At 30.7% G+C, this 20,270-nt stretch carries 21 protein-coding genes and 1 tRNA gene; 15 read left to right on the top strand and 7 right to left on the bottom strand.

The window, feature by feature from the left end; translation table 11 throughout:
* The first annotated feature begins 47 nt into the window (after positions 1-47).
* The 8 genes from HM985_RS00750 (at position 48) to HM985_RS00715 (ending at position 6,406) form a co-directional block, all read left to right on the top strand.
* Positions 48-114, top strand: a tRNA-Met gene (locus HM985_RS00750).
* A gap of 304 nt (positions 115-418) precedes the next feature.
* Positions 419-949: a lipid-binding SYLF domain-containing protein gene (locus HM985_RS00745; RefSeq protein WP_179374402.1), complete on the top strand. Its 531-nt coding sequence runs from the start codon at positions 419-421 to the stop codon at positions 947-949.
* A gap of 287 nt (positions 950-1,236) precedes the next feature.
* Positions 1,237-1,794, top strand: a complete 558-nt coding sequence (locus tag HM985_RS00740; protein WP_179374401.1) for a helix-turn-helix domain-containing protein — start codon at positions 1,237-1,239, stop codon at positions 1,792-1,794.
* Positions 1,795-1,813: 19 nt separating this feature from the next.
* Complete coding sequence (locus HM985_RS00735; RefSeq protein ID WP_179374400.1) at positions 1,814-2,257, top strand: response regulator; 444 nt, start codon at positions 1,814-1,816, stop codon at positions 2,255-2,257.
* A 3-nt stretch (positions 2,258-2,260) separates the two neighbouring features.
* Positions 2,261-4,039, top strand: a complete 1,779-nt coding sequence (locus HM985_RS00730; protein WP_179374399.1) for a sensor histidine kinase — start codon at positions 2,261-2,263, stop codon at positions 4,037-4,039.
* 179 nt (positions 4,040-4,218) lie between these two features.
* Entirely contained in the window at positions 4,219-4,371 is a 153-nt protein-coding gene (locus HM985_RS00725; RefSeq protein WP_179374398.1) for a lmo0937 family membrane protein, read from the top strand.
* A 447-nt stretch (positions 4,372-4,818) separates the two neighbouring features.
* Positions 4,819-5,835: a helix-turn-helix domain-containing protein gene (locus HM985_RS00720; protein WP_179374397.1), complete on the top strand. Its 1,017-nt coding sequence runs from the start codon at positions 4,819-4,821 to the stop codon at positions 5,833-5,835.
* 112 nt (positions 5,836-5,947) lie between these two features.
* Entirely contained in the window at positions 5,948-6,406 is a 459-nt protein-coding gene (locus HM985_RS00715) for an RNA methyltransferase (protein ID WP_179374396.1), read from the top strand.
* Positions 6,407-6,503: 97 nt separating this feature from the next.
* On the opposite strand, the gene rho is transcribed toward HM985_RS00715, so the two are convergent.
* Positions 6,504-8,222 (bottom strand): transcription termination factor Rho, encoded by a 1,719-nt coding sequence (gene rho / locus HM985_RS00710; protein ID WP_179374395.1) that lies wholly within the window; start codon positions 8,220-8,222, stop codon positions 6,504-6,506.
* Positions 8,223-8,439: 217 nt separating this feature from the next.
* Here rho and HM985_RS00705 point away from each other — a divergent pair, with 217 nt between their 5' ends.
* The gene (locus HM985_RS00705; protein WP_179374394.1) at positions 8,440-8,850 is read left to right on the top strand and encodes a DUF4293 domain-containing protein; all 411 of its coding nucleotides are present in this window, start codon (positions 8,440-8,442) and stop codon (positions 8,848-8,850) included.
* Between the two features lie 147 nt (positions 8,851-8,997).
* On the opposite strand, the gene HM985_RS00700 is transcribed toward HM985_RS00705, so the two are convergent.
* Positions 8,998-9,489 carry a metallophosphoesterase family protein gene (locus HM985_RS00700; protein WP_179374393.1) on the bottom strand — a complete coding sequence of 164 codons (492 nt, stop codon included), beginning with the start codon at positions 9,487-9,489 and terminating at the stop codon, positions 8,998-9,000.
* Between the two features lie 144 nt (positions 9,490-9,633).
* Here HM985_RS00700 and truA point away from each other — a divergent pair, with 144 nt between their 5' ends.
* Both truA and HM985_RS00690 read left to right on the top strand, forming a co-directional pair.
* Complete coding sequence (gene truA / locus HM985_RS00695; protein WP_179374392.1) at positions 9,634-10,383, top strand: tRNA pseudouridine(38-40) synthase TruA; 750 nt, start codon at positions 9,634-9,636, stop codon at positions 10,381-10,383.
* Positions 10,384-10,425: 42 nt separating this feature from the next.
* Complete coding sequence (locus HM985_RS00690) at positions 10,426-12,195, top strand: ABC transporter ATP-binding protein (RefSeq protein ID WP_179374391.1); 1,770 nt, start codon at positions 10,426-10,428, stop codon at positions 12,193-12,195.
* On the opposite strand, the gene HM985_RS00685 is transcribed toward HM985_RS00690, so the two are convergent.
* From HM985_RS00685 to folP, 5 genes are all read right to left on the bottom strand, one after another.
* On the bottom strand, positions 12,192-13,019 hold the full coding sequence (locus HM985_RS00685; RefSeq protein WP_179374390.1) for a DUF3667 domain-containing protein: 828 nt from the start codon (positions 13,017-13,019) through the stop codon (positions 12,192-12,194). The genes HM985_RS00690 and HM985_RS00685 overlap by 4 nt on opposite strands.
* Positions 13,016-13,807, bottom strand: coding sequence for a DUF3667 domain-containing protein (locus HM985_RS00680; protein ID WP_179374389.1), 792 nt, complete (start codon positions 13,805-13,807; stop codon positions 13,016-13,018). The genes HM985_RS00685 and HM985_RS00680 overlap by 4 nt, the downstream gene beginning before the upstream one ends.
* Positions 13,807-14,589, bottom strand: coding sequence for a diadenylate cyclase CdaA (gene cdaA / locus HM985_RS00675; RefSeq protein ID WP_179374388.1), 783 nt, complete (start codon positions 14,587-14,589; stop codon positions 13,807-13,809). The genes HM985_RS00680 and cdaA overlap by 1 nt, the downstream gene beginning before the upstream one ends.
* A 105-nt stretch (positions 14,590-14,694) precedes the next feature.
* A complete protein-coding gene (locus tag HM985_RS00670) occupies positions 14,695-15,375 on the bottom strand; it encodes a hypothetical protein (RefSeq protein WP_179374387.1) in 681 nt (226 codons plus the stop codon).
* Between the two features lie 3 nt (positions 15,376-15,378).
* The gene (folP, locus tag HM985_RS00665) at positions 15,379-16,206 is read right to left on the bottom strand and encodes a dihydropteroate synthase (RefSeq protein WP_179374386.1); all 828 of its coding nucleotides are present in this window, start codon (positions 16,204-16,206) and stop codon (positions 15,379-15,381) included.
* A gap of 95 nt (positions 16,207-16,301) precedes the next feature.
* On the opposite strand from folP, the gene HM985_RS00660 reads away from it, so the two are divergent.
* The 4 genes from HM985_RS00660 (at position 16,302) to tpiA (ending at position 20,251) form a co-directional block, all read left to right on the top strand.
* Positions 16,302-16,844: a DUF1599 domain-containing protein gene (locus tag HM985_RS00660; RefSeq protein ID WP_179374385.1), complete on the top strand. Its 543-nt coding sequence runs from the start codon at positions 16,302-16,304 to the stop codon at positions 16,842-16,844.
* A gap of 53 nt (positions 16,845-16,897) precedes the next feature.
* The gene (locus HM985_RS00655; protein WP_179374384.1) at positions 16,898-17,992 is read left to right on the top strand and encodes a BT_3928 family protein; all 1,095 of its coding nucleotides are present in this window, start codon (positions 16,898-16,900) and stop codon (positions 17,990-17,992) included.
* Positions 17,993-18,340: 348 nt separating this feature from the next.
* Positions 18,341-19,417: an ABC transporter permease gene (locus tag HM985_RS00650; RefSeq protein WP_179374383.1), complete on the top strand. Its 1,077-nt coding sequence runs from the start codon at positions 18,341-18,343 to the stop codon at positions 19,415-19,417.
* Between the two features lie 84 nt (positions 19,418-19,501).
* Positions 19,502-20,251 (top strand): triose-phosphate isomerase, encoded by a 750-nt coding sequence (gene tpiA / locus HM985_RS00645; protein ID WP_179374382.1) that lies wholly within the window; start codon positions 19,502-19,504, stop codon positions 20,249-20,251.
* Positions 20,252-20,270 lie beyond the last annotated feature (19 nt).

Here is a 20,270-nt window from a genome sequence, read left to right as displayed (position 1 = left end):
ATGAAGGTCCATGATAAATATAGAGTATTAAAGTGTTGATATTTATGAGGATAGAGCAGTAGGTAGCTCGTCGGGCTCATAACCCGAAGGTCACTGGTTCGAGTCCAGTTCCCGCTACTAAGTAAGAGTAATCAGAGATGGTTACTCTTTTTTTTTGCTCCCTAAAGAAAATCTAAATTATAAGACTTAAAAGAGACGAATTAGGAGTATTTCTTTGTCATTCTTAAAATAAATCTTCTTTATACCTTATCTCTTCACTAATAGTACACACAATAATTAATAACATTAAGAATTCATTTAATTGCATTAATCAGCCACTCAAAGTACTTGTAATTTTACAATATGAGAGCGAAGGATTTTATTATTAAATCTATTATAGCTTTCATTAATTAAATGTTTAATCAATAAAACTAGAATTATGAAAATTAGAAATTCAATAGTAACAATGGCATTGATGTTTGTAACAGTATTTGCATTCAGTCAAAATAAAGATGATATGCGAGTTATGAAAGATGCGGAAAAGGCAATGACAACTTTAAAAAATTCAGATAAAGGATTAGAAAAGTTTTTTAGTAGCGCTTCAGGCTATGTAATTTTCCCAAACGTAGGTGAAGGAGCGCTAATTGTTGGTGCGGCTTCAGGAAACGGTGTTCTATATGAAAACGGAGTCGCAACAGGGATGGCTTCTTTGAAAAAAATAGATGTAGGGATGCAAGCAGGTGGAGAGGCCTATACTCAGGTTATTTTCTTTGAAACAGAAGATGCTTTAAATGAGTTTAAAGCTGAAAACTTTGAGTTTTCTGCTGAAGCAAAAGCTGTAATCGTTGATAAAGGAGCTAGTAAAAATGCAAACTATAATGATGGCGTTGTGATTTTTGCTAAATCTAAAGCGGGTGCAATGGCAGATGCTTCAATTGGTGGTCAGAAATTTAATTATTCTGAGTTTTAAACCAAGATCACGATAATTATAAATTTAAAGCCGATTATTATAATCGGCTTTTTTTTATGCTAAAATTTGAAATAATTTATTGCAACATTGCTTAGCAAATACACTATGATCATGTATATTGATGGTGTACGCCATGTAATTGTAAAGAAGACGTTAGTTAATTTTTGTTTTCTACTAATATTTACCTTTAAAATCTTAAAAATTAGATGATGATTTATGTAATTTTTAATATTAAATTTGATTAATTATAACTGATGTCATATTAACCCAGTTACACAGACTTTAAAATGAAATTATTTTTAAAATTCGATTTCACGAAAATTTGCAATGTGCTTTTAGAGGAGAAATTAAATGCTTGTAATTTTAAATACCAACAAACCGCTTTTGGCGAAATAGAACTTTTAGAGCAAGTGTCTAGGCAACAGTTAGAAGCATTTAATAATAGCATTAAGGATTATGGTATCTATGTTATTGAAGATGCTAAAAATATAATGGTTCAGAAAATTAAAGATGCTATCATAGATATGGTGTTCAATGATGAGAATGATATAGGTGTAAAAACATCTGTGTTTTTAGCAGAAAAACTGAATCAAAATTATAGCTATCTGTCCAATTTATTTTCAGAAGTTACGTTTACATCTATTGAGAATTATATTATTTTACAGAAAATAGAGTATACTAAAATTTTACTGACAAATGAAGAGCTCTCATTAACGGAAATAGCATATAAATTGAATTACTCTAGTGTGGCACATTTAAGTAAACAGTTTAAAAATACAACAGGGATAACACCTTCTGCTTTTCAACGTATTATAATAAAGAGAAAAGAGAGTAGGATAGACTAATATTAGCGCGTGTTAAAATATGAATAAAGAATACATCAATATAGCTTTGGCTGACGATGACGAAGATGATAGGTTTTTTTTTACCGAAGCCTTCGAGGATCTAAAAATTAAAAATAGGGTATCTACTTTTAAAGATGGGATTGAATTAATGGAGTTTTTAGAAAAAGCCAGTTTACTGCCTGATTTATTATTTTTAGATTTAAACATGCCAAAGAAATCTGGAATTGAATGTCTAAAGGAAATTAAGGCAAGCTCAAAATTTAAAGAGATGATCATAGCCATTTATTCTACCTCCTCTTCTGAAGAAGATGTAGAAAACACGTTTGTTTTAGGTGCTAATATTTATATTAAAAAGCCTAATGATTTCGAAAAATTAAAGAAAGTACTTTCAGAAGTAGTTACCACAAATTGGCAGTACGAGACAAGTGGTTTAAATAAAGAAAATTTTCTATTACGACTATAATCTATGTTTTTAACTCCCAGTAACCTCTTAAAAATTGTATTTGGCTTAGGTCTATTTGTGATCTTATGTATCGGTGGTTTTACCTACAAGCATATTAATTCGCTCTCAGAATCGACCGAAGTCGTTAAGGATACCTACAATTTAAGAAGTGAGTTAGAATATATTATTTCTAATCTTAAAGATGCAGAATTAGGTCATAGAGGTTATTTGCTTACTCACGATTCTATCTTTTTAGAACCTTATGAAGAAAGTGCAGAAAAAGTAAACAATAACCTTTTAAGGTTAGATACTTTAATAATTAAAAATAAAGTACAGCGGGAAAACTTGAATCAATTAGAGGTCGATGTTGCTAGTCGTTTTGCTATTTTTAATAAGTCTCTAAATATTGCTGAAGATAAAATAATACTTAGTCAAGAGTTATTATTGTTATTGCACGAAGGCAAGATTAAAATGGATCGTATTAGAAATGATATATCTGTAATGTTGGTCTATGAGAACAAACTTCTATTAGAAAATCAAAAAAAGAGTGAACAAGCTTTAGGGTTAACACCGTTGTTCTTATATGGTATCCTGGTATTAACGTTAGTACTTTTACTCGTAGCTTATGCTAAAATCAATAGAGATTTAACAGTTTTGAGTGAAACAAATGAAGATCTAGAAATCTTTAAAAAATTAACAGAGCAAGCAGAAGTCGTAAGTAAAAGTGGTACATGGATTTGGTATGTTGATGAAAACACGTATCATTTCTCAGATAATTTATACAAGCTTTTAGGAGTAGAACCTAATAGTTTTGAGCCCAGTTTAGAGAATTTATTTGAATTTATTCATGAGGAAGACCGTGAGGGTTTAGGTCAGGAAGTGAATAGTATGATTAAAAATGAAGAGCTGCCGTTTGTAAATTATAGAATTGTACAACCTAACGGCACTATTAAACATTTTAAGGCGCATGCGCAGCTTATTGATAATGGTTTTGAAGATAAACAGCTATTAGGTGTTACGTTAGATGTTACGGATGAGTTTGATAATTTTAAGCTTATAGAAGAACGTAATCTAGAACTAGAACGTAATAATAAAGAGTTGTCTGCTTTTAATTATGTTGCCAGTCATGACTTACAAGAGCCACTTAGAAAGATTCAAACATTCATATCGCGTATAGAAGCTAAAGAGCTCAATAATCTTTCAGAAAAAGGGCAATTTTATATCGATAAAATAAAGTCTTCTTCATCTAGAATGCGAATGTTAATAGAAGACCTATTACAGTACTCTCGTACCAATAAATCTAAGAACGATTTCAAAAATGTTGACATAAACCAATTGTTAGAGCAAGCTAAACAGGAGCTTTCAGATAGTATTGAAGATAAGAATGCAGAAATTATCAGTAGTATTTTGCCAACCATGGAAGTGGTTTCTTTTCAAATAGAGCAGTTATTTATCAATTTAATAAGTAACTCTTTAAAATATTCTAGAGAAGGTGTTCCTCTTGTAATAGAAATTAAACATCAAGAGGTGTTATCTAATGATGTAGAATGCTTACAGAAATCGTTATTTAAATATCATCATAAAATCATCTTTAAAGATAATGGTATAGGCTTCGAGCAAACTTATTCTAAAAAAATCTTCGACCTATTTAATAGGCTACATGGTAAATCTGAATATTCGGGTACAGGTATTGGTCTAGCGATTTGTAAAAAAATTGTAGATAATCATCACGGGGTGATTATCGCTAAAGGTGAACCAGGAATAGGAGCAAGTTTCACAATCTATTTACCATTCTTAAAATAGAAATATTAAACGCGTGTTTAAATTATATAACAAATTTCGAAAATTATATAACAGTGGTCGATTCGTATTAATGACATTTGTTAATGTTATTTAGCACTCATAATATATTACCAGTCTTCCCATAGTAATTTAATATGTTTTATTAGAGCTAGATCTTTAATTAAATAGTTTTTTCATTTATGAAAACCCTTCTTTACATATTCCTGGTACTTCTCGTTATATTATGGGCATTTGGTTATTTTGTATTTTCACTTAATTCTAAAATTCACTTGCTGTTAGTTTTTGCAGTTATTATTCTAATTGTAATAGCTAAAAAGATTCAGAATTTTTAAAACTTCATATTTTTTCAATTTATCAAATTCTATTTCCTGATACTCATTTGTCAGTTTACTAATGCTTTGAGATAGGTATGTAATGTCTCTAAGCGTATTCTTTAATACTTTTATTAAGTTTTGTTTAACAATAAATAGGAATGATATAACAAAACTGGAGAATTGTATAACAAGCTAAGAGGTTAAGATTCGTTACTTTGTATAAACAAAATCGAACTTAAAAACTTACAAGCATGAAATTCCAATCACAACTACAAAAGCAATTTGCTAAAGTCGGAAGAATATTCCCAAAACCTACATTTAAGGCTACTTCTCAAATAAATGCTAGTCTCCATAATGTAGAGAGAGAGAGAAAAAGTCAACTTGCTTAGAATTTCACCAAATTCTATTCCCTTTTTCTTTTTTACAAACTAAAACAACAATCAGTCTAACCAAAACACAATACTCATGAAAACTATAGATATAAAAGCAACTAATTTACAATCGATGTTTCAAACTTTAAAAAGTACTATTGGAGGAACATTTACTACACAGCTTAATGAAGGAGAACTATACGTTGATAATGGGGTGGGTAAAGGTTTTATTAGAGGTATAGAATTAGAAAGAGACACGATCTTTGTAGAATTTGATATAAAATTTAAAGAAGACGTAAAATTTGTTATTAAAAGTCCACAACGTGCAGTAGCTAATTTTCTTTATTGTAAGGAAGGTAAGTTATCACATTCGTTTTTAAATTCAAATCAAAGTAAAACAGTTGAAACATTTCAAACAGGGATTTCAGCTAACATAACAACAAACGAAAATCATATAAGTTTTTACAAAGATATCTATGTAAACTCAACAATAATTTCTGTGAATACTTCTAAAACAAGTAGTAGAGAACACCCTATTAATAAAATGGTATCAGAGATTTTTATAAAAAACAGTACCGAAGATTACAGTTATATAGGGTCTTATAACTTAAAAATAGCAGATAGTATTAATCAACTAAAAGCTATAAAGCAAAGTGGTGTGGTTAGGACGTTATTAATCCAAGGATTGGTAAATGTAATTTTAGCAATGGAAATTGAGCAACATTCAATAGATGTAAAAAGCGCCCAAAATCCAACAGGATCACTTACGGGTTTTGAATTGAAACAAATAAAAGAGTTGTCAGATTATATTAATAATTTTCCTGAAACTAATTTAAGCGTAACAGAACTTGCAGCAAAAATTTCTATTAGTCCAGCAAAAGTTCAAGAAGGATTTAAATTAATGCATGATAAAACGCTTAATAATTACATTCGTTATGTAAGAGTTAAAAAATCAGAAGAGTTAATTAAGAATACGGATTTAAATATTTCTGAAATTGTTTATTCACTTGGGTTTTCAAGTAGAAGTTATTTTTCTAAAATTTTTAAAGCTCAGTATAATTGCTCACCAATAGAATACAAACAAAACATTAAGTTAGCTGCAACAGCATAATATACCATTTATTAAAATCAGGAGGTTGTGTAAATTATTACTTAGGTCGTATTTATACAACCTCTTTTATTATTATTTATGAAAGATAAAATGAAATTTATATTTTTGATTAATGAATGATAATTTTACAAATGAATTTTTCGGAATAGGGATTCAGAATGGAAAAACACCAAAAAACCTAGGGGTACTCTGGAGATCTGCTCAAAACCTTGGTGCGAGTTTTATATTTACTATCGGGAACCGTTATGCAAAACAATCTAGCGATACACATAATGCAGTAAAATCGATGCCTTATTTTCATTATGATAATTTTGACGAATTCTTTAATAATCTACCCAAAGGAGCTAGACTTGTTGGTGTAGAATTAACTGATAATGCCGTCGCTTTAGAAACTTTTCATCATCCACGTAGATGTGTTTATTTGCTCGGCGCAGAAGATCACGGCTTATCTAACCAAGCCATTGAAAAAAGTCATTTTCTAATAAAATTTAAATCTCAATTAAGCCTTAACGTATCTGTGGCAGGTAGTATTGTTATGTATGATAGGGGAGTAAATAAACCAAGAGTTTAAATTTATTATTAATTTAAGAGATAAAAAAACATAAAAAAAAGCCTTGAATTTATAAATTCAAGGCTTTTTACATTATACATACTTTGTGTTACGAACTTTAGCCATTCATAGAAATTAAAAACTCTTCATTATTTTTAGTTCTTTTGAAACGCTCATTGATGAATTCCATAGCTTCCACCGGATTCATATCAGCTAGATACTTACGCATCACCCACATTCTTTGAATTGTAAGATCATCTAATAAAATATCATCACGTCTTGTGCTTGATGACGTTAAATCAATAGCAGGGAAAATACGACGGTTAGAAATCTTACGATCTAATTGAAGTTCCATGTTACCGGTTCCTTTAAATTCTTCAAAGATAACTTCATCCATTTTAGAACCTGTTTCTGTTAATGCCGTAGCAATAATGGTTAAAGAACCACCATTTTCAATATTACGAGCAGCACCAAAGAAACGTTTTGGTTTGTGTAAAGCATTAGCATCAACACCACCAGAAAGAATCTTTCCAGATGCTGGTTGAACAGTATTATATGCTCTTGCCAAACGCGTAATAGAATCTAAAAGAATAACCACATCATGGCCACATTCTACTAAACGCTTTGCTTTTTCTAATACAATATTTGCGATTTTTACGTGTTCGTGAGCTTCTTTATCAAAAGTAGAAGCAATCACTTCTCCACGTACATTACGTTGCATATCTGTAACTTCTTCAGGACGTTCATCAATTAATAAAATCATTTGATAAACTTCAGGATGATTAGCTGCAATAGCATTAGCAACATCCTTAAGAAGCATTGTTTTTCCTGTTTTTGGTTGTGATACAATCATACCACGTTGCCCTTTTCCAATAGGAGAAAACAAGTCCATAATACGAGTAGAGATCGTTGCTTGCTTATCCGCAAGGTTAAATTTCTCTTCTGGGAATAATGGTGTTAAATGCTCAAAAGCAACTCTGTCTCTTACAACATTTGGGTTTTGGCCATTAATTTTGCTCACTTTAATTAAAGGGAAATATTTTTCACCTTCCTTTGGTGGTCTTACATGTCCAAGGACTGTATCACCTGTTTTTAATCCAAATAATCTAATTTGAGATTGTGATACATAAATATCATCTGGAGAAGACAAGTAATTATAATCTGAAGACCTTAAAAAACCATATCCATCTTGCATGATGTCTAAAACACCTTCACTTTCAATAATAGCATCAAATTCAAAATCTGGCTCACGGTAGCGATTTCTGCTATCCTTGTTACCATTGTTTTTTGAGTTATTACCATGAGTGTTACCATCTTTAGCACGTGGTTGCCTGTTATCGTTGCTTTGTGGACGTCTTTTATCGTCTTTACGCGGATTAGGTTTCTTTTGTTCTTGTGGTCTTGGTGTAGGTTTGTTTTTTGTAGAATTGTCTGTAGTAGACTTATCCTCTTGAGCGCTGTTTTCTTGAGGTTTGCGCTCTTGTGGCTTGCGAGCTCTTGGCTTACGTACTTGAGGTGTTGGTTTTACCTCTTCCGTTTTTTCCTCTAAATCTAAAGATTTTTGATCTTTATCGTCTTTAGTCTCTGGTGCCATTTTTGGTTTTTGTGTAACCCTAGCACGTTTTTGGGGTGGTTTACTTTGTGGCTCTTCTTGTTTTACAGGAGCTTCAGCAGCCACCTTAGCTTTTACAGCGTCAGGGTTGGTAGCTTGGTAATCTAGAATTTGATAAACCAAGTCTAATTTTTTTTGTGTACGGTATTTTGGTACATTTAGTTTTTTCGCTATCTCCTGTAATTCAGGAAGTTTCTTAGCTTTTAACTGTGAAATTTCAAACATTCGTATGTTGTATAATGTATTATAATTTTGATATTATTAATTCAATATTTTCTAAATGAAATAAAAAGAAAAAAAGTGAGATTAATTTGGAAGATTAGAAGGATGCAATTCAGTGTGTTACTTCTTTCTACTGCAATAATACAATTTTATTTTAAAATAATTTCTATCTTTTTAAAAAATAAACTCCTAGTTTTGTATTCGATTTATAGTTAAAGACATGATTCAACGCATTCAAACCTTATATTTATTTTTAGCAGCTGTCATTTCATCAGGCTTAATATTTGTGTTTCACCTGTGGACAAACAACGAAGGAGCTAAAGTTTACGCTTTAGATAATTATTGGTGTCTAGGTTTGTTTTTGGGATCAGCTTTATTATCTTTGATTTCGATTTTTAGATTTAAAGACAGGAAATCTCAATTTGTTTTGGGACGACTTAATATAATATTAAACTTTATTTTACTAGGAGTCTTTGTATATCAATCTCTAAGCTTATCTGGAGAAATTAACGTTTCTGAGAAAGGTATTGGGGTTCTTCTTCCTATTTTTTCTATTGTGTGTTTAGTCTTGGCTAACAAGGCTATTAAAAAGGATGAAGACCTCGTGAAATCTGTAGATAGATTACGATGAACCTAAAATCTTAGTAGTATTAGTGTGAAAAACCCAAACGCTGCCGTTTGGGTTTTTTTTTAAAATTATAAATTCTTTTTCAAACTAGAGTTTTAGATAAAGTTTAAATTTCATAAAAGCTAACAGCTTTAATATTTTAGTGTAAAGTTAAGATTCAAATTCAATAACTTCTAAATCTTTAATTGTTTTACCATCAATTTTAAATCTCAGCATTGTTCTTACTTTGTGAAAACCATGTTTACCTGCGGCACCAGGATTCATATGTAGTAAATCTAATTTTTTATCAGGCATCACTTTTAAAATGTGAGAATGACCTACAATAAAAATATCAGGTGGATTTTTAGTTAGTTCTTCTCTAACCGTTAAATTATATTTAGGTGGATAACCTCCAATATGCGTAATCCAAATGTCCATGTCCTCGCACATAAAGCGATTATGTAATGGAAATTCAGTTCTAGCTTTTGCGTCATCAATATTTCCGTAAACGGCTTTCAATGGTTTCAGCGCTTTAATTTGATCCGTAACCTCTAAGTCACCAATATCACCAGCGTGCCACACTTCATCTGCTTGTTTTACATGCTTTAGAATAGCATCGTCTATATAGCTGTGTGTGTCAGATAAAAGGAGTATTTTTTTCATGTTTATTTTCGGAAAATGTGAAAATCTAGTTTAATTAATTCAGTATCTTTTTATAACAAATCAGAAAAAGGATAACTTTATATTTTAGGTTTTCTTTAGCAACTAAAACAGTAACTTTGTACTTCAACAAAAGTAAGATTTCTATTGCGATTTTTCATTGAACTTTCATATAATGGTAGTGATTACCATGGTTGGCAAAATCAACCGAACGCAATTTCTGTACAAGAAGTATTAGAAAAAGCATTATCTACAATTTTGAAAACCAAAATAGCAATAATGGGAGCGGGTAGAACTGATGCTGGTGTACACGCGTCGCAAATGTTTGCTCATTTTGATTTTGATGGAGGTTTTGAACCTAAAGATTTAGTTTATAAACTAAATTCTTTTTTGTCTAAAGATATAGCAGTCAGTACTATTTTTGAAGTAAAGCCAGAGATGCATGCTAGGTTTTATGCGACGAGCAGAACGTATCATTATAAAATTTCGACATCAAAAAATGTATTCAATTACGATTTTAGCTACCAAGTTCATTTGCCTTTAGATTTAGATGCGATGAATGAAGCTTGTAAAATCTTATTTGAGTATAAAGATTTTCAATGTTTTTCTAAGAATAAAACAGATGTAAAAACGTATAATTGTGATATAAAAGAAGCTTTCTGGACTAAAAATAACGACCAATTAGTTTTTACAATAACAGCCGATCGTTTTTTACGAAATATGGTTAGAGCTATTGTTGGTACAATGGTTAATATCGGTTTAGGAAAATTAAAATTAGACGATTTACATACAATCATAAAATCTAAAAACAGGAGTGAAGCTGGGTTTTCAGTTCCTGCACATGGTTTGTATTTAGTTAAAATAGTTTACCCAGAAACAATAAGAATTGATAATTAATTTTTTATCGAAAAATAAGTACTAGAATTAGTTCAGCATAAAATGGCAGAAAAAGGAAAAAAAATATTTGATATATCATTATTTACAAGATTATTAAAGTACATAAAACCCTATCGTACAGTCTTTGTTATATCCTTGTTTTGTGTTGTTGGTTTAGCTTTATTTGGGGCTTTTAGACCTTATGTTTTAAAAGAAGCTATTGACGTAAAAATTGCCAATAAAGAATACGACGGATTTGTTTTCTACATGGTAATTATGCTTGTTTTACTGATTTTAGAAGTTTTATCTCAATTACTTTTTATCTATTATGCAAGTTGGTTAGGGCAATCTGTTGTTAAAGATATCCGTGTAAAATTATTTAAGCATATGCTTAAATTTAAAATGACCTATTTCGATAAATCTTCTGTCGGTGTTTTAATTACAAGAGCAGTAACAGATATGGAGCGTATTGCTGATATCTTTGGTGAAGGTCTTTTTATGATTTTTAGTGATATCTTAAAAATGATTGTAGTTGCTGGTTTTATGGCATTTATAAACTTAAAATTGAGTTTAATTGTTTTTATTACAATGCCTATTGTGCTTTTTGCTACTAAGATTTTTCAGAAGTATATGAAAATTGCTTTTGAAGATGTACGAACCGAAGTTTCTAATTTAAATTCATTTGTACAAGAACGTGTAACTGGTATGAAAATATTACAGTTATTCACACGTGAAGATACCGAGTATAAAAGATTTAAAGCTATAAATAATCGTCATAAAAATGGATGGTTAAAAACGGTTTGGTATAATTCTATTTTCTTTCCTATTGCAGAATTTTTAGCCTCTTTAACTATGGCTATGGTGATATTAGTTGGGGGTTTTGATACTATTTCTGATAATCCGGAGACGACTTTGGGGCACTTAATTTCGTTTACCATGTTTATTCCTATGTTATTTAGACCTCTAAATCAAATTGCAAATAAATTTAATACCCTTCAAATGGGTATGGTTGCTGCAGACCGTGTATTTAAAGTCTTAGATACGACCTCTAATATTGACGATTCTGGTACCATTGAAGCAAAACAATTTAAAGGACATATTTCATTTCAAGATGTCAGATTTTCTTATGTTAAAGAAGAAGAGGTTTTAAAAGGAATAACATTTAATGTGAATGCTGGTGAAACGGTCGCTATTGTTGGAGCAACAGGCGCAGGGAAGTCTACAATTATTAATTTATTGAATCGTTTTTATGATATCAATTCAGGGATTATAAAAGTTGATGAGACTGATATTAAAGATATGACTTTAGCTTCGCTTAGAAGTCAGATTGCTGTTGTACTACAAGATGTATTCTTGTTCGCAGATACTATTCTGAATAATATCACTTTAAATAATGAAAACATCTCTGAAGAAGATGTGGTAAATGCAGCAAAGGCAATTGGTATTCATGATTTTATTTCAAGTCTTCCTGGAGGTTACCATTATAACGTAAAAGAAAGAGGTGTGATGTTATCTTCAGGACAACGGCAATTAATTTCGTTTTTAAGAGCTTATGTTACCAATCCAAGTATTTTAATTTTAGATGAAGCAACGTCTTCTGTAGATTCTTACTCAGAACAGTTAATACAAGATGCTACCAATAAAATAACTAAAGGTAGAACCTCTATTGTTATTGCGCATAGATTGGCAACAATACAGCAAGCAGATAAAATTATTGTTATGGATGCTGGTGAAATTGTAGAAATTGGAACACACCAATCACTTCTTGCAAAAGAAAAAGGTTATTACAAAAACCTGTATGAAGTTCAGTTTTTAAAAGCTGAGATAGCTTAGTTTGCCGATTTTGCTTTTGCTGCTTCTTCTCCTATTTTTTTACCGGCTTCAAAAGCTGGTCCAAACGTTTCTTGCAAATCACCTGTTAGGTACATTATAACTAAACACAGTATTGTAATAATTATCAAAGTTACACCTAGTACAACAGAAAACAACAATGTTCTTACAACAATATCAGAAGCACTAAGTTTTAGTAATCGTTTAAGAACGTATGTCGTATAGATGATCATTAAAGGGATCATCAGTATTCCTACAATACTTGAGCTTATGCCCAATACACCTAAAGTAATGACCACTATAGCACTCGCAATTGATATTTGTGCCTGTATATACATAAAAATGACAAGTAACTCTGTGTAATTGTATTTTTTAATATTAAAAAATGTTATACGAGCCATAAAAGCATATAAAGGCACATAAAGCATCATAAGTATCGATTGATATTCTTGAACAAATGTTGAGTTTTTCTTTTGAAAATCTTCTTGACCAGAAATGGTCATTTGAGAAAAATCGAAGGTTTTAGGAAAATATTTATTAACTATTATAAGGTAGAATCCAGAAATAGTTATTGCTAGTGCAAAATAACTTATAACGTTGGCGTATTTTTTTCGTGTGCCAGTTATATAACCATCTATGACATCTTCAGGTTGTTTAAAAAGTTGAATAAAAGTTTGTAATAACTTGTTGTCATAATTGAAGAATGTTTCACTAATGTGCTCAAAAAGATTTTTGAAAGTCAACCGATTTCTAATCACTTTACCACCACAACTTTTGCAATAATCGTCTTGTTCTTGTAATTCTGTATGGCAATTTTTACAATTCATTTATGTAATGCTACGGCTATTATTACAACTATTAGCATAGTTATTAATCCAATAATTAAAAACGATCCAATATATATAGCCATAACTAATGAAAAACGTCCTAATGTATTCCAGAAATTTGTTTTAAAAATACGTTTTAGAATATAAAATAAATATACAAATGTAAGTATGTATACAATTGAGGATATAATCAAGTAATCTAACCCAAAGACTAAAAATAGTATGGTTAGTAATGCTGTAATAATTATGATTTGAGCAGAGTAGTATAGATTAATTACTAAATGTTCCGTGAAATTGTATGTTCTCTCTCCGATAATATAATATGCAAGCCAACTTCCAACTGCAGAAAAAGGTACCGTTAAAATGTAAATTAGCCCCTGGTAATTATTTAGAGCATTAACATCAAAATCTTTAAATGGATTATCTGTTGTAGTTGATGCATCATTAAAGCCGTTTATAAATTGTGAGCTTATATCAGTAGATTCTTTAAAAAATGTACTCATTAAAAAGACCTGAATTCCTGTTAAAGTTAATGATAAGGCAAAATACTGGAGTACATCTATATATTTTTTTCGTGTACCATTAATATAACCTACTATAACGACCTCTGGTTTTCTAAAAAGATCTAAAAAGGTAAGTAATAATTTATTATCAATCGAAAAGTAATGTTCATTGACTTGTTGAGCCAATACTTTTGGCTTTAGTCGATTTTGAATGATTTTAGCCCCGCATTCATCACAGAATTTTTGTTTAGCTCTGAGATTATTACTACAATTTTTACAATTCATTAACCTAAATCGTGTTTTATTTTTTCTCTAAGCTCATCTGTGTTTTTAAACATTTCAAAACCACCATTTTTTATATAAGAAATTTGTCCGGTTTCTTCACTGACACAAAGAGCAACGGCATCTGTTTTTTCTGTAATTCCTATAGCAGCTCTATGTCTTAATCCAAAACGCTCAGGAATTTTTTTCTCGTTATTTACAGGAAGTATGACGCGTGTTGCTTTTACTACATTTTTATCAATAACAATTGCACCATCGTGCAGCGGACTATTTTTAAAAAAAATACTTTCTATGATAGGTTGCGATACTAATATGTTCATTTCGTCACCTGTTGTGGTTAGAAAATCTAAATTATTATTACGCTCTAATACAATTAATGCACCTGTGTTTGAAGAGCCCATTTTTGTACAAGCATTAATAATTGAATCGATATCTGTAGTTGTTTGATCGTCGTTTTTAAGGAATTTAAAGTTTTTAAATAAATTTCGCTTTCCACCTAAATTCGTAGACCCTACCATTAATAGAAATTTTCTAATTTCAGGCTGAAAGACTACAATCAAAGCAATAATTCCTACCTTCATAAAACCATCAAATATGCTGTAAAGCATATGCATGTTGAGGTAATCTGTTAAGCGCCAAGCAAAATAAATAATTAGAATACCAATAAAAATGTTGATGGCAACAGTTCCTTTTACTAGTTTATAGATGTAATAAAGCAGTATGGCAACAAGGAAGACATCTACAAAGTCAATAAATCTAAAATCCCAAAGTTGTAAGTTTTCCAAAAGTTTAGTCTTTTTGCTAATTTAACAATTTATGTTTAGTGGAAGCCGATAATGCTTGTCAATAATTAAAATATTTAGCTTATTTAATAGGCAAAGTTTTGATTTTCAGTATATAAACTCATTTTTGTTAACCGTAATATTTTTAGAAGAAAGCTCCAATAGTTTTGATTTTACCGAAATATACTCCTGAAAAGTTAAACTCTTTTTTAGATTAAGACGTAAAGTTGCAGAAGTAAAACCTTCAGATTCAGCTAAAAGGTGAATGACATTTACTAATTGATCTAAGTTTGATTTTTTAATTGTTGAGCTTTTAGACTTACTATTAAAAAGAGAAATATCATTTAGACTCTTGATGTCTAAAATGATTTCATTAGTTTGTTTTTCTGAGTCTAATCTTTCTGAGGATTCACTTATAAAATAAACATTAGTAAACTCAATAAATCCTAAAGTATTAATGCTAGTAGCGTTGCAAGTAAAATAATTTTTAGCCGCTTCATTCTTGTGCATTTTAGCATTTCGCTTTTTATTTTGCATCAATATGATTTTCGGAATCGCTTGTTCTAAAGTTAGTCGTTTGTCTACGTTTACCAACCAATTTGTAGTGCTAATTAGATTTTTACGATTTAGGAGTATTGAGTCGGGTTGAGTTTCGTCATAAAAAAGATAGGCTGGTGAAACATCTAAAACTTCAGTAATTTCTGTGTTTTTAATTTCAGGAAGAAATAAAGTACGTTCATTGTTACAGCTAAAACAACATAAAACAATAAGTAAATAAATATAGCGCATAGGTTAATTAGATTTCAATTGTTTGTAAAGCATAACACATTCCATAGCTTCCTTTACATCATGGACTCTTAAAATTTTAGAGCCTTTTTGTAAAGCCACCATATGTAATGCGGTAGTGCCATTTAAGGCATTCTGAGAAGTAGAGTTTAATGTTTTGTAAATCATTGATTTTCTAGAAATACCTGCTAAAATGGGTTGATCGGTTAGTTGAAGTAATTCTAATTGGTTAAGTAATTCAAAATTTTGCTCAATAGTTTTTGCAAACCCGAAACCAGGATCTATAATAATATCTTTTATTTTTTCATGGTGCGCAGCAGAAATACGTTCGGCAAAATAAGAAATAACTTCTTTTACCAAATCGTTATAATTGGTGTGCTCTTGCATGGTTTTTGGGTTTCCTTTCATGTGCATCATAATATAAGGAACACCAAGTTTCCCTACTGTAGACAACATGTTTTTATCAAGTTGTCCTGCAGAAATATCGTTAACAAGTGCGGCGCCAGCTTCAATACTTTGTTGAGCAACACCACTTCTAAAGGTATCAATAGACATTAATGTTTCTGGGAAATGCTTTAAGATTAACTGAATTACAGGTATCACGCGTTTCAATTCTTCAGTTTTAGTAACATCTTCAGCATTTGGTCTAGAACTGTAACCACCAAGATCTATAAAAGTAGCACCAGCTTTTAGCATGGTTTCAACTTGAATTAATATTTTAGATTCATCTTTATATTTGCCACCATCAAAAAAAGAATCAGGAGTAACATTAAGTATTCCCATTACTTTTGGTGTGGCTAAATCGATTAATTTTCCTTTACAGTTTATATTCATGTTTTATCTAAAAAAAGTGTTAAGAAAACTTTAAACCTCAAACTTTGAACTTCTAATTTATTTGTCCGAAATTTACGGAAATTATAATATAATAAATGCAAGATACTTCAAAACAATACGATGCTGTTATCGCTAAGTGTAGAGCGCTTTTTGTAAATAAAATGAGTGATTATGGAAGTGCGTGGCGTATTTTAAGATTACCATCTTTAACCGATCAGATTTTTATAAAAGCACAACGTATTAGAGGCTTACAACAAAATGAGGTTAGAAAAGTAGATGAAGGTGAGGTTAGTGAGTTTATTGGTATTATAAATTATTGTTTAATGGCTTTAATTCAGCTAGAAAAAGGTGTTGTAGAACAGCCCGATTTAAATACTGAAGAAGCTACAGAACTTTACGATGAAAAGATTGCAATTACGAAGCAATTAATGTTAGATAAGAATCACGATTATGGTGAGGCTTGGAGAGATATGCGTGTGAGTTCGTTGACCGATTTAATTTTACAGAAATTATTACGCGTTAAGCAAATTGAAGACAATGCAGGTAAAACAATTGTTAGCGAAGGTATCGATGCTAATTATCAAGACATGATTAACTATTCGGTTTTTGCTTTGATACATTTAAATGAAGCCAATTAATTTATCATTCTAGCGGAAATAAGAATCCATAAAAAAAATAATTCAATAAGAATATGAAATACTTAGTACACCTTAGCCGAATATTTACGGGAATATTATTTATCATATCAGGATTTATAAAGCTTAATGATCCGCTTGGGTTTTCTTATAAGTTGCAAGAGTATTTTGGATCGGATGTATTAAATATTGAGTTTTTAATTCCTTACGCTCTTGGTATATCTGTTATCGTAGTTGTATTTGAAGTTGTTTTAGGCGTATTTTTATTAATTGGTTATAAACCTAAATTTACGGTTTGGAGCTTGTTATTAATGATTGTCTTTTTTACATTCTTAACGTTTTATTCGGCTTATTTCGATAAAGTAAAAGATTGTGGTTGTTTTGGTGATGCTTTAAAATTAACACCATGGGAAAGCTTCTCTAAAGATCTAGTTTTATTAGTACTTATTTTAATTTTGTTTGTAGGTGTAAAATACATTAAACCTATTTTCGGAAATTTACCTACAACTATAATTGCATTCTTAAGTTTTATTGTTTCGCTTTGGTTTGGTTACCATGTATTAATGCATTTACCATCTATAGACTTTAGAGCTTACGCTATTGGTAAAAACTTACCCGATGAAATGGCAACTCCAGAAGGAGCACAAAAACCTATTTTAGAATATACATGGGTATTTAATGTGAATGGGGAGGAGCAAGAATTTGTAACCAATGGAAGTTACCCAACGGTAGATGGAGAATATGTTGGTGTAGAAACTGAAACGATAGATGAAGGTTATGTTCCTGCAATTCAAGATTTTTCTATAGAATCTGAAGATGAAAATTTAACAGATTATTTCTTAGAAAAGGAAAAGCTAATTATGGTTACCATGTATAATGTTAACAAGAGTGAAGCTGAAGGAATGACGAAGTTGAAATCGTTTACAGATAAAGCCATCACAAAAGGATATACAGTTATTGGTTTGTCTTCTTCTGGTGCTACCGATAAGGCACAAGTAAAATTAGACTATGGATTGAATTTTGAAATTTATCTATGTGACGAGAAAGTTGCTAAAACGATAGTACGTGCAAATCCAGGCATCATTATGCTAAATAAAGGAACCGTTACAAATAAAGCACATTGGAATGATTTTGATGATGTTGAATTATAAAACTAAATTTTTAGTATATTTAAGAGAAAGCTTTAATAATAATAAAGTGAAAATCTAAAAATTAGACAAATGGAAAATAAATGGATATTATTAATAACAATACTGATTTTTGTAGTATTCATTTTTCTTTTTTGGATGTTGACGAGTGGTTATGCTAAGAAAGAATATGGTGCAAAAATGTGGAAGCATTGGCCAGCAAGATTATCATATTGGCAAGGTGCAATATTATATAGTACTGGGTTTACTGTTATAACCATGTTTATTTTAAACTGGATTTTTAGTTGTTGCAGATCAACGTGAAGCTTAGTCTATTCTTTTAATAATTCTATTTTAAAATAAAATCTTTTTTTGATAAAATATTTAATTCATAAAATCGGTTATGCATTCATCACTTTAGTGGGGGTTATTACTGTTATTTTCTTTTTGTTCAACATTCTTCCAGGCGATCCTGCTAAAATGATGTTGGGGCAGAATCAAACGGAAGCCCAAGTAGAAGCTGTAAAACAAAAATACGGATTTGATAAACCCATTAGTACGCAGTTTTTGTATTACCTCAATGACTTATCTCCAATCTCATTTCATTCTAATACACCAAAAGATTATACCTATTTATCACCAAATAAATATACGGCAGCAAAGCTGTTTCAAATAGGGAGTATCACAACCGTTTTAAAAGCGCCTTACTTGCGAGAATCCTTTACAAAACAAGGAAAAAAAGTCACTCAGATTATAGGCGAAACAATTCCTAATACGTTTGTTTTAGCAACATCAGCTATCGTCTTAGCAATTTCTTTAGGTGTTATATTCGGCATTATTTCTGCATTATATAAAGATACTTGGATCGATAAAACCATACAGGTCCTTAGTACTTTTGGTATGAGTGTGCCGTCCTTTTTTAGTGCTATTTTATTTGCTTGGTTATTTGGTTTTGTATTACATAAATACACCCATTTAGAAATGACAGGTAGTTTATATGAGCTTGATGATTTTGGCGAACAAATGACCATTAAATGGAAAAATTTAATACTACCAGCCATCGTTTTAGGTATAAGACCTTTAGCAGTTGTTATTCAGTTAATGCGTAATTCATTATTAGAAGTTTTAAATCAAGATTATATAAGAACAGCGAGAGCAAAAGGCTTGAGTGAATTTCAGGTCATTAAAAATCATGCCGTAAAGAATGCTTTAAACCCTGTAGTTACAGCAATATCGGGTTGGTTTGCCTCTATGCTAGCTGGAGCTGTTTTTGTAGAATATATTTTTGGGTGGAATGGGCTAGGAAAAGAAATTGTAAATGCACTTAATACCTTAGATTTACCAGTTATAATGGGTGCCGTCTTGGTTATTGCCATCATATTTATCACAATCAATATTTTTGTAGATATGATATACGGATGGTTAGACCCTAGAGTTAAATTATCTTGAGGATAACTGACAAATGTCAATTTATTATCGTCTTTAAATTGTTATTTTTGTGAAAGAATTTTATAAAATCAATATACATATATTATGAGAAAGCATATCGTAGCCGGAAACTGGAAAATGAATAACGATTTACCACAGTCGGAACTTTTAATAACGGATTTATTAAAGCAAACTAAAACGTCAGATGCTGAAGTTATGATTGCTCCAACTTTTACAAATTTAAAGCAAGCCTTTGATACTTTAAATGAAGATTCAATTGAAGTTGTTGCTCAAAACATGCATTTTGCAGAAAATGGAGCTTATACAGGCGAAATTAGTGCAAGTATGCTAAAAAGTATTGGTATTAAAACGGTTATTTTAGGACATAGCGAGCGTCGTGCCTATTTTAATGAAACAGATGAATCTTTAGCTAAAAAAGTAGATGCAGCTTTAGCTAATGGTATGCGTTCAATTTTCTGTTTTGGTGAAGAATTACAAGATCGAAAATCTGAAAATCATGAAGCTGTTGTAGAAGGTCAGATTAAAAATGCATTATTTCATTTAGAAGCTGATGCTTTTAAAAGTATAGTTTTAGCTTACGAACCAGTTTGGGCCATCGGAACAGGTGAAACTGCAAGTCCAGAACAAGCACAAGATATGCATGCTTTTATAAGAAAAACGTTAGCTGACAAATATGGAAACGATGTTGCTGATTCTGTTTCTATTTTATACGGAGGAAGTGTAAAACCAGCAAATGCAAAAGAGATATTTGGAAAACCAGATGTTGACGGTGGATTAATTGGTGGTGCAGCGCTTAATGCAGAAGATTTCTTTGCAATTGTAAATGCATTCTAAAAAGCTTAATCGATAAGCT

Origin of the sequence: Winogradskyella wichelsiae (genome assembly GCF_013403925.1) — a bacterium.
Taxonomy (GTDB): domain Bacteria; phylum Bacteroidota; class Bacteroidia; order Flavobacteriales; family Flavobacteriaceae; genus Winogradskyella; species Winogradskyella wichelsiae.
This window is presented reverse-complemented; position numbering and strand designations above follow the sequence as displayed.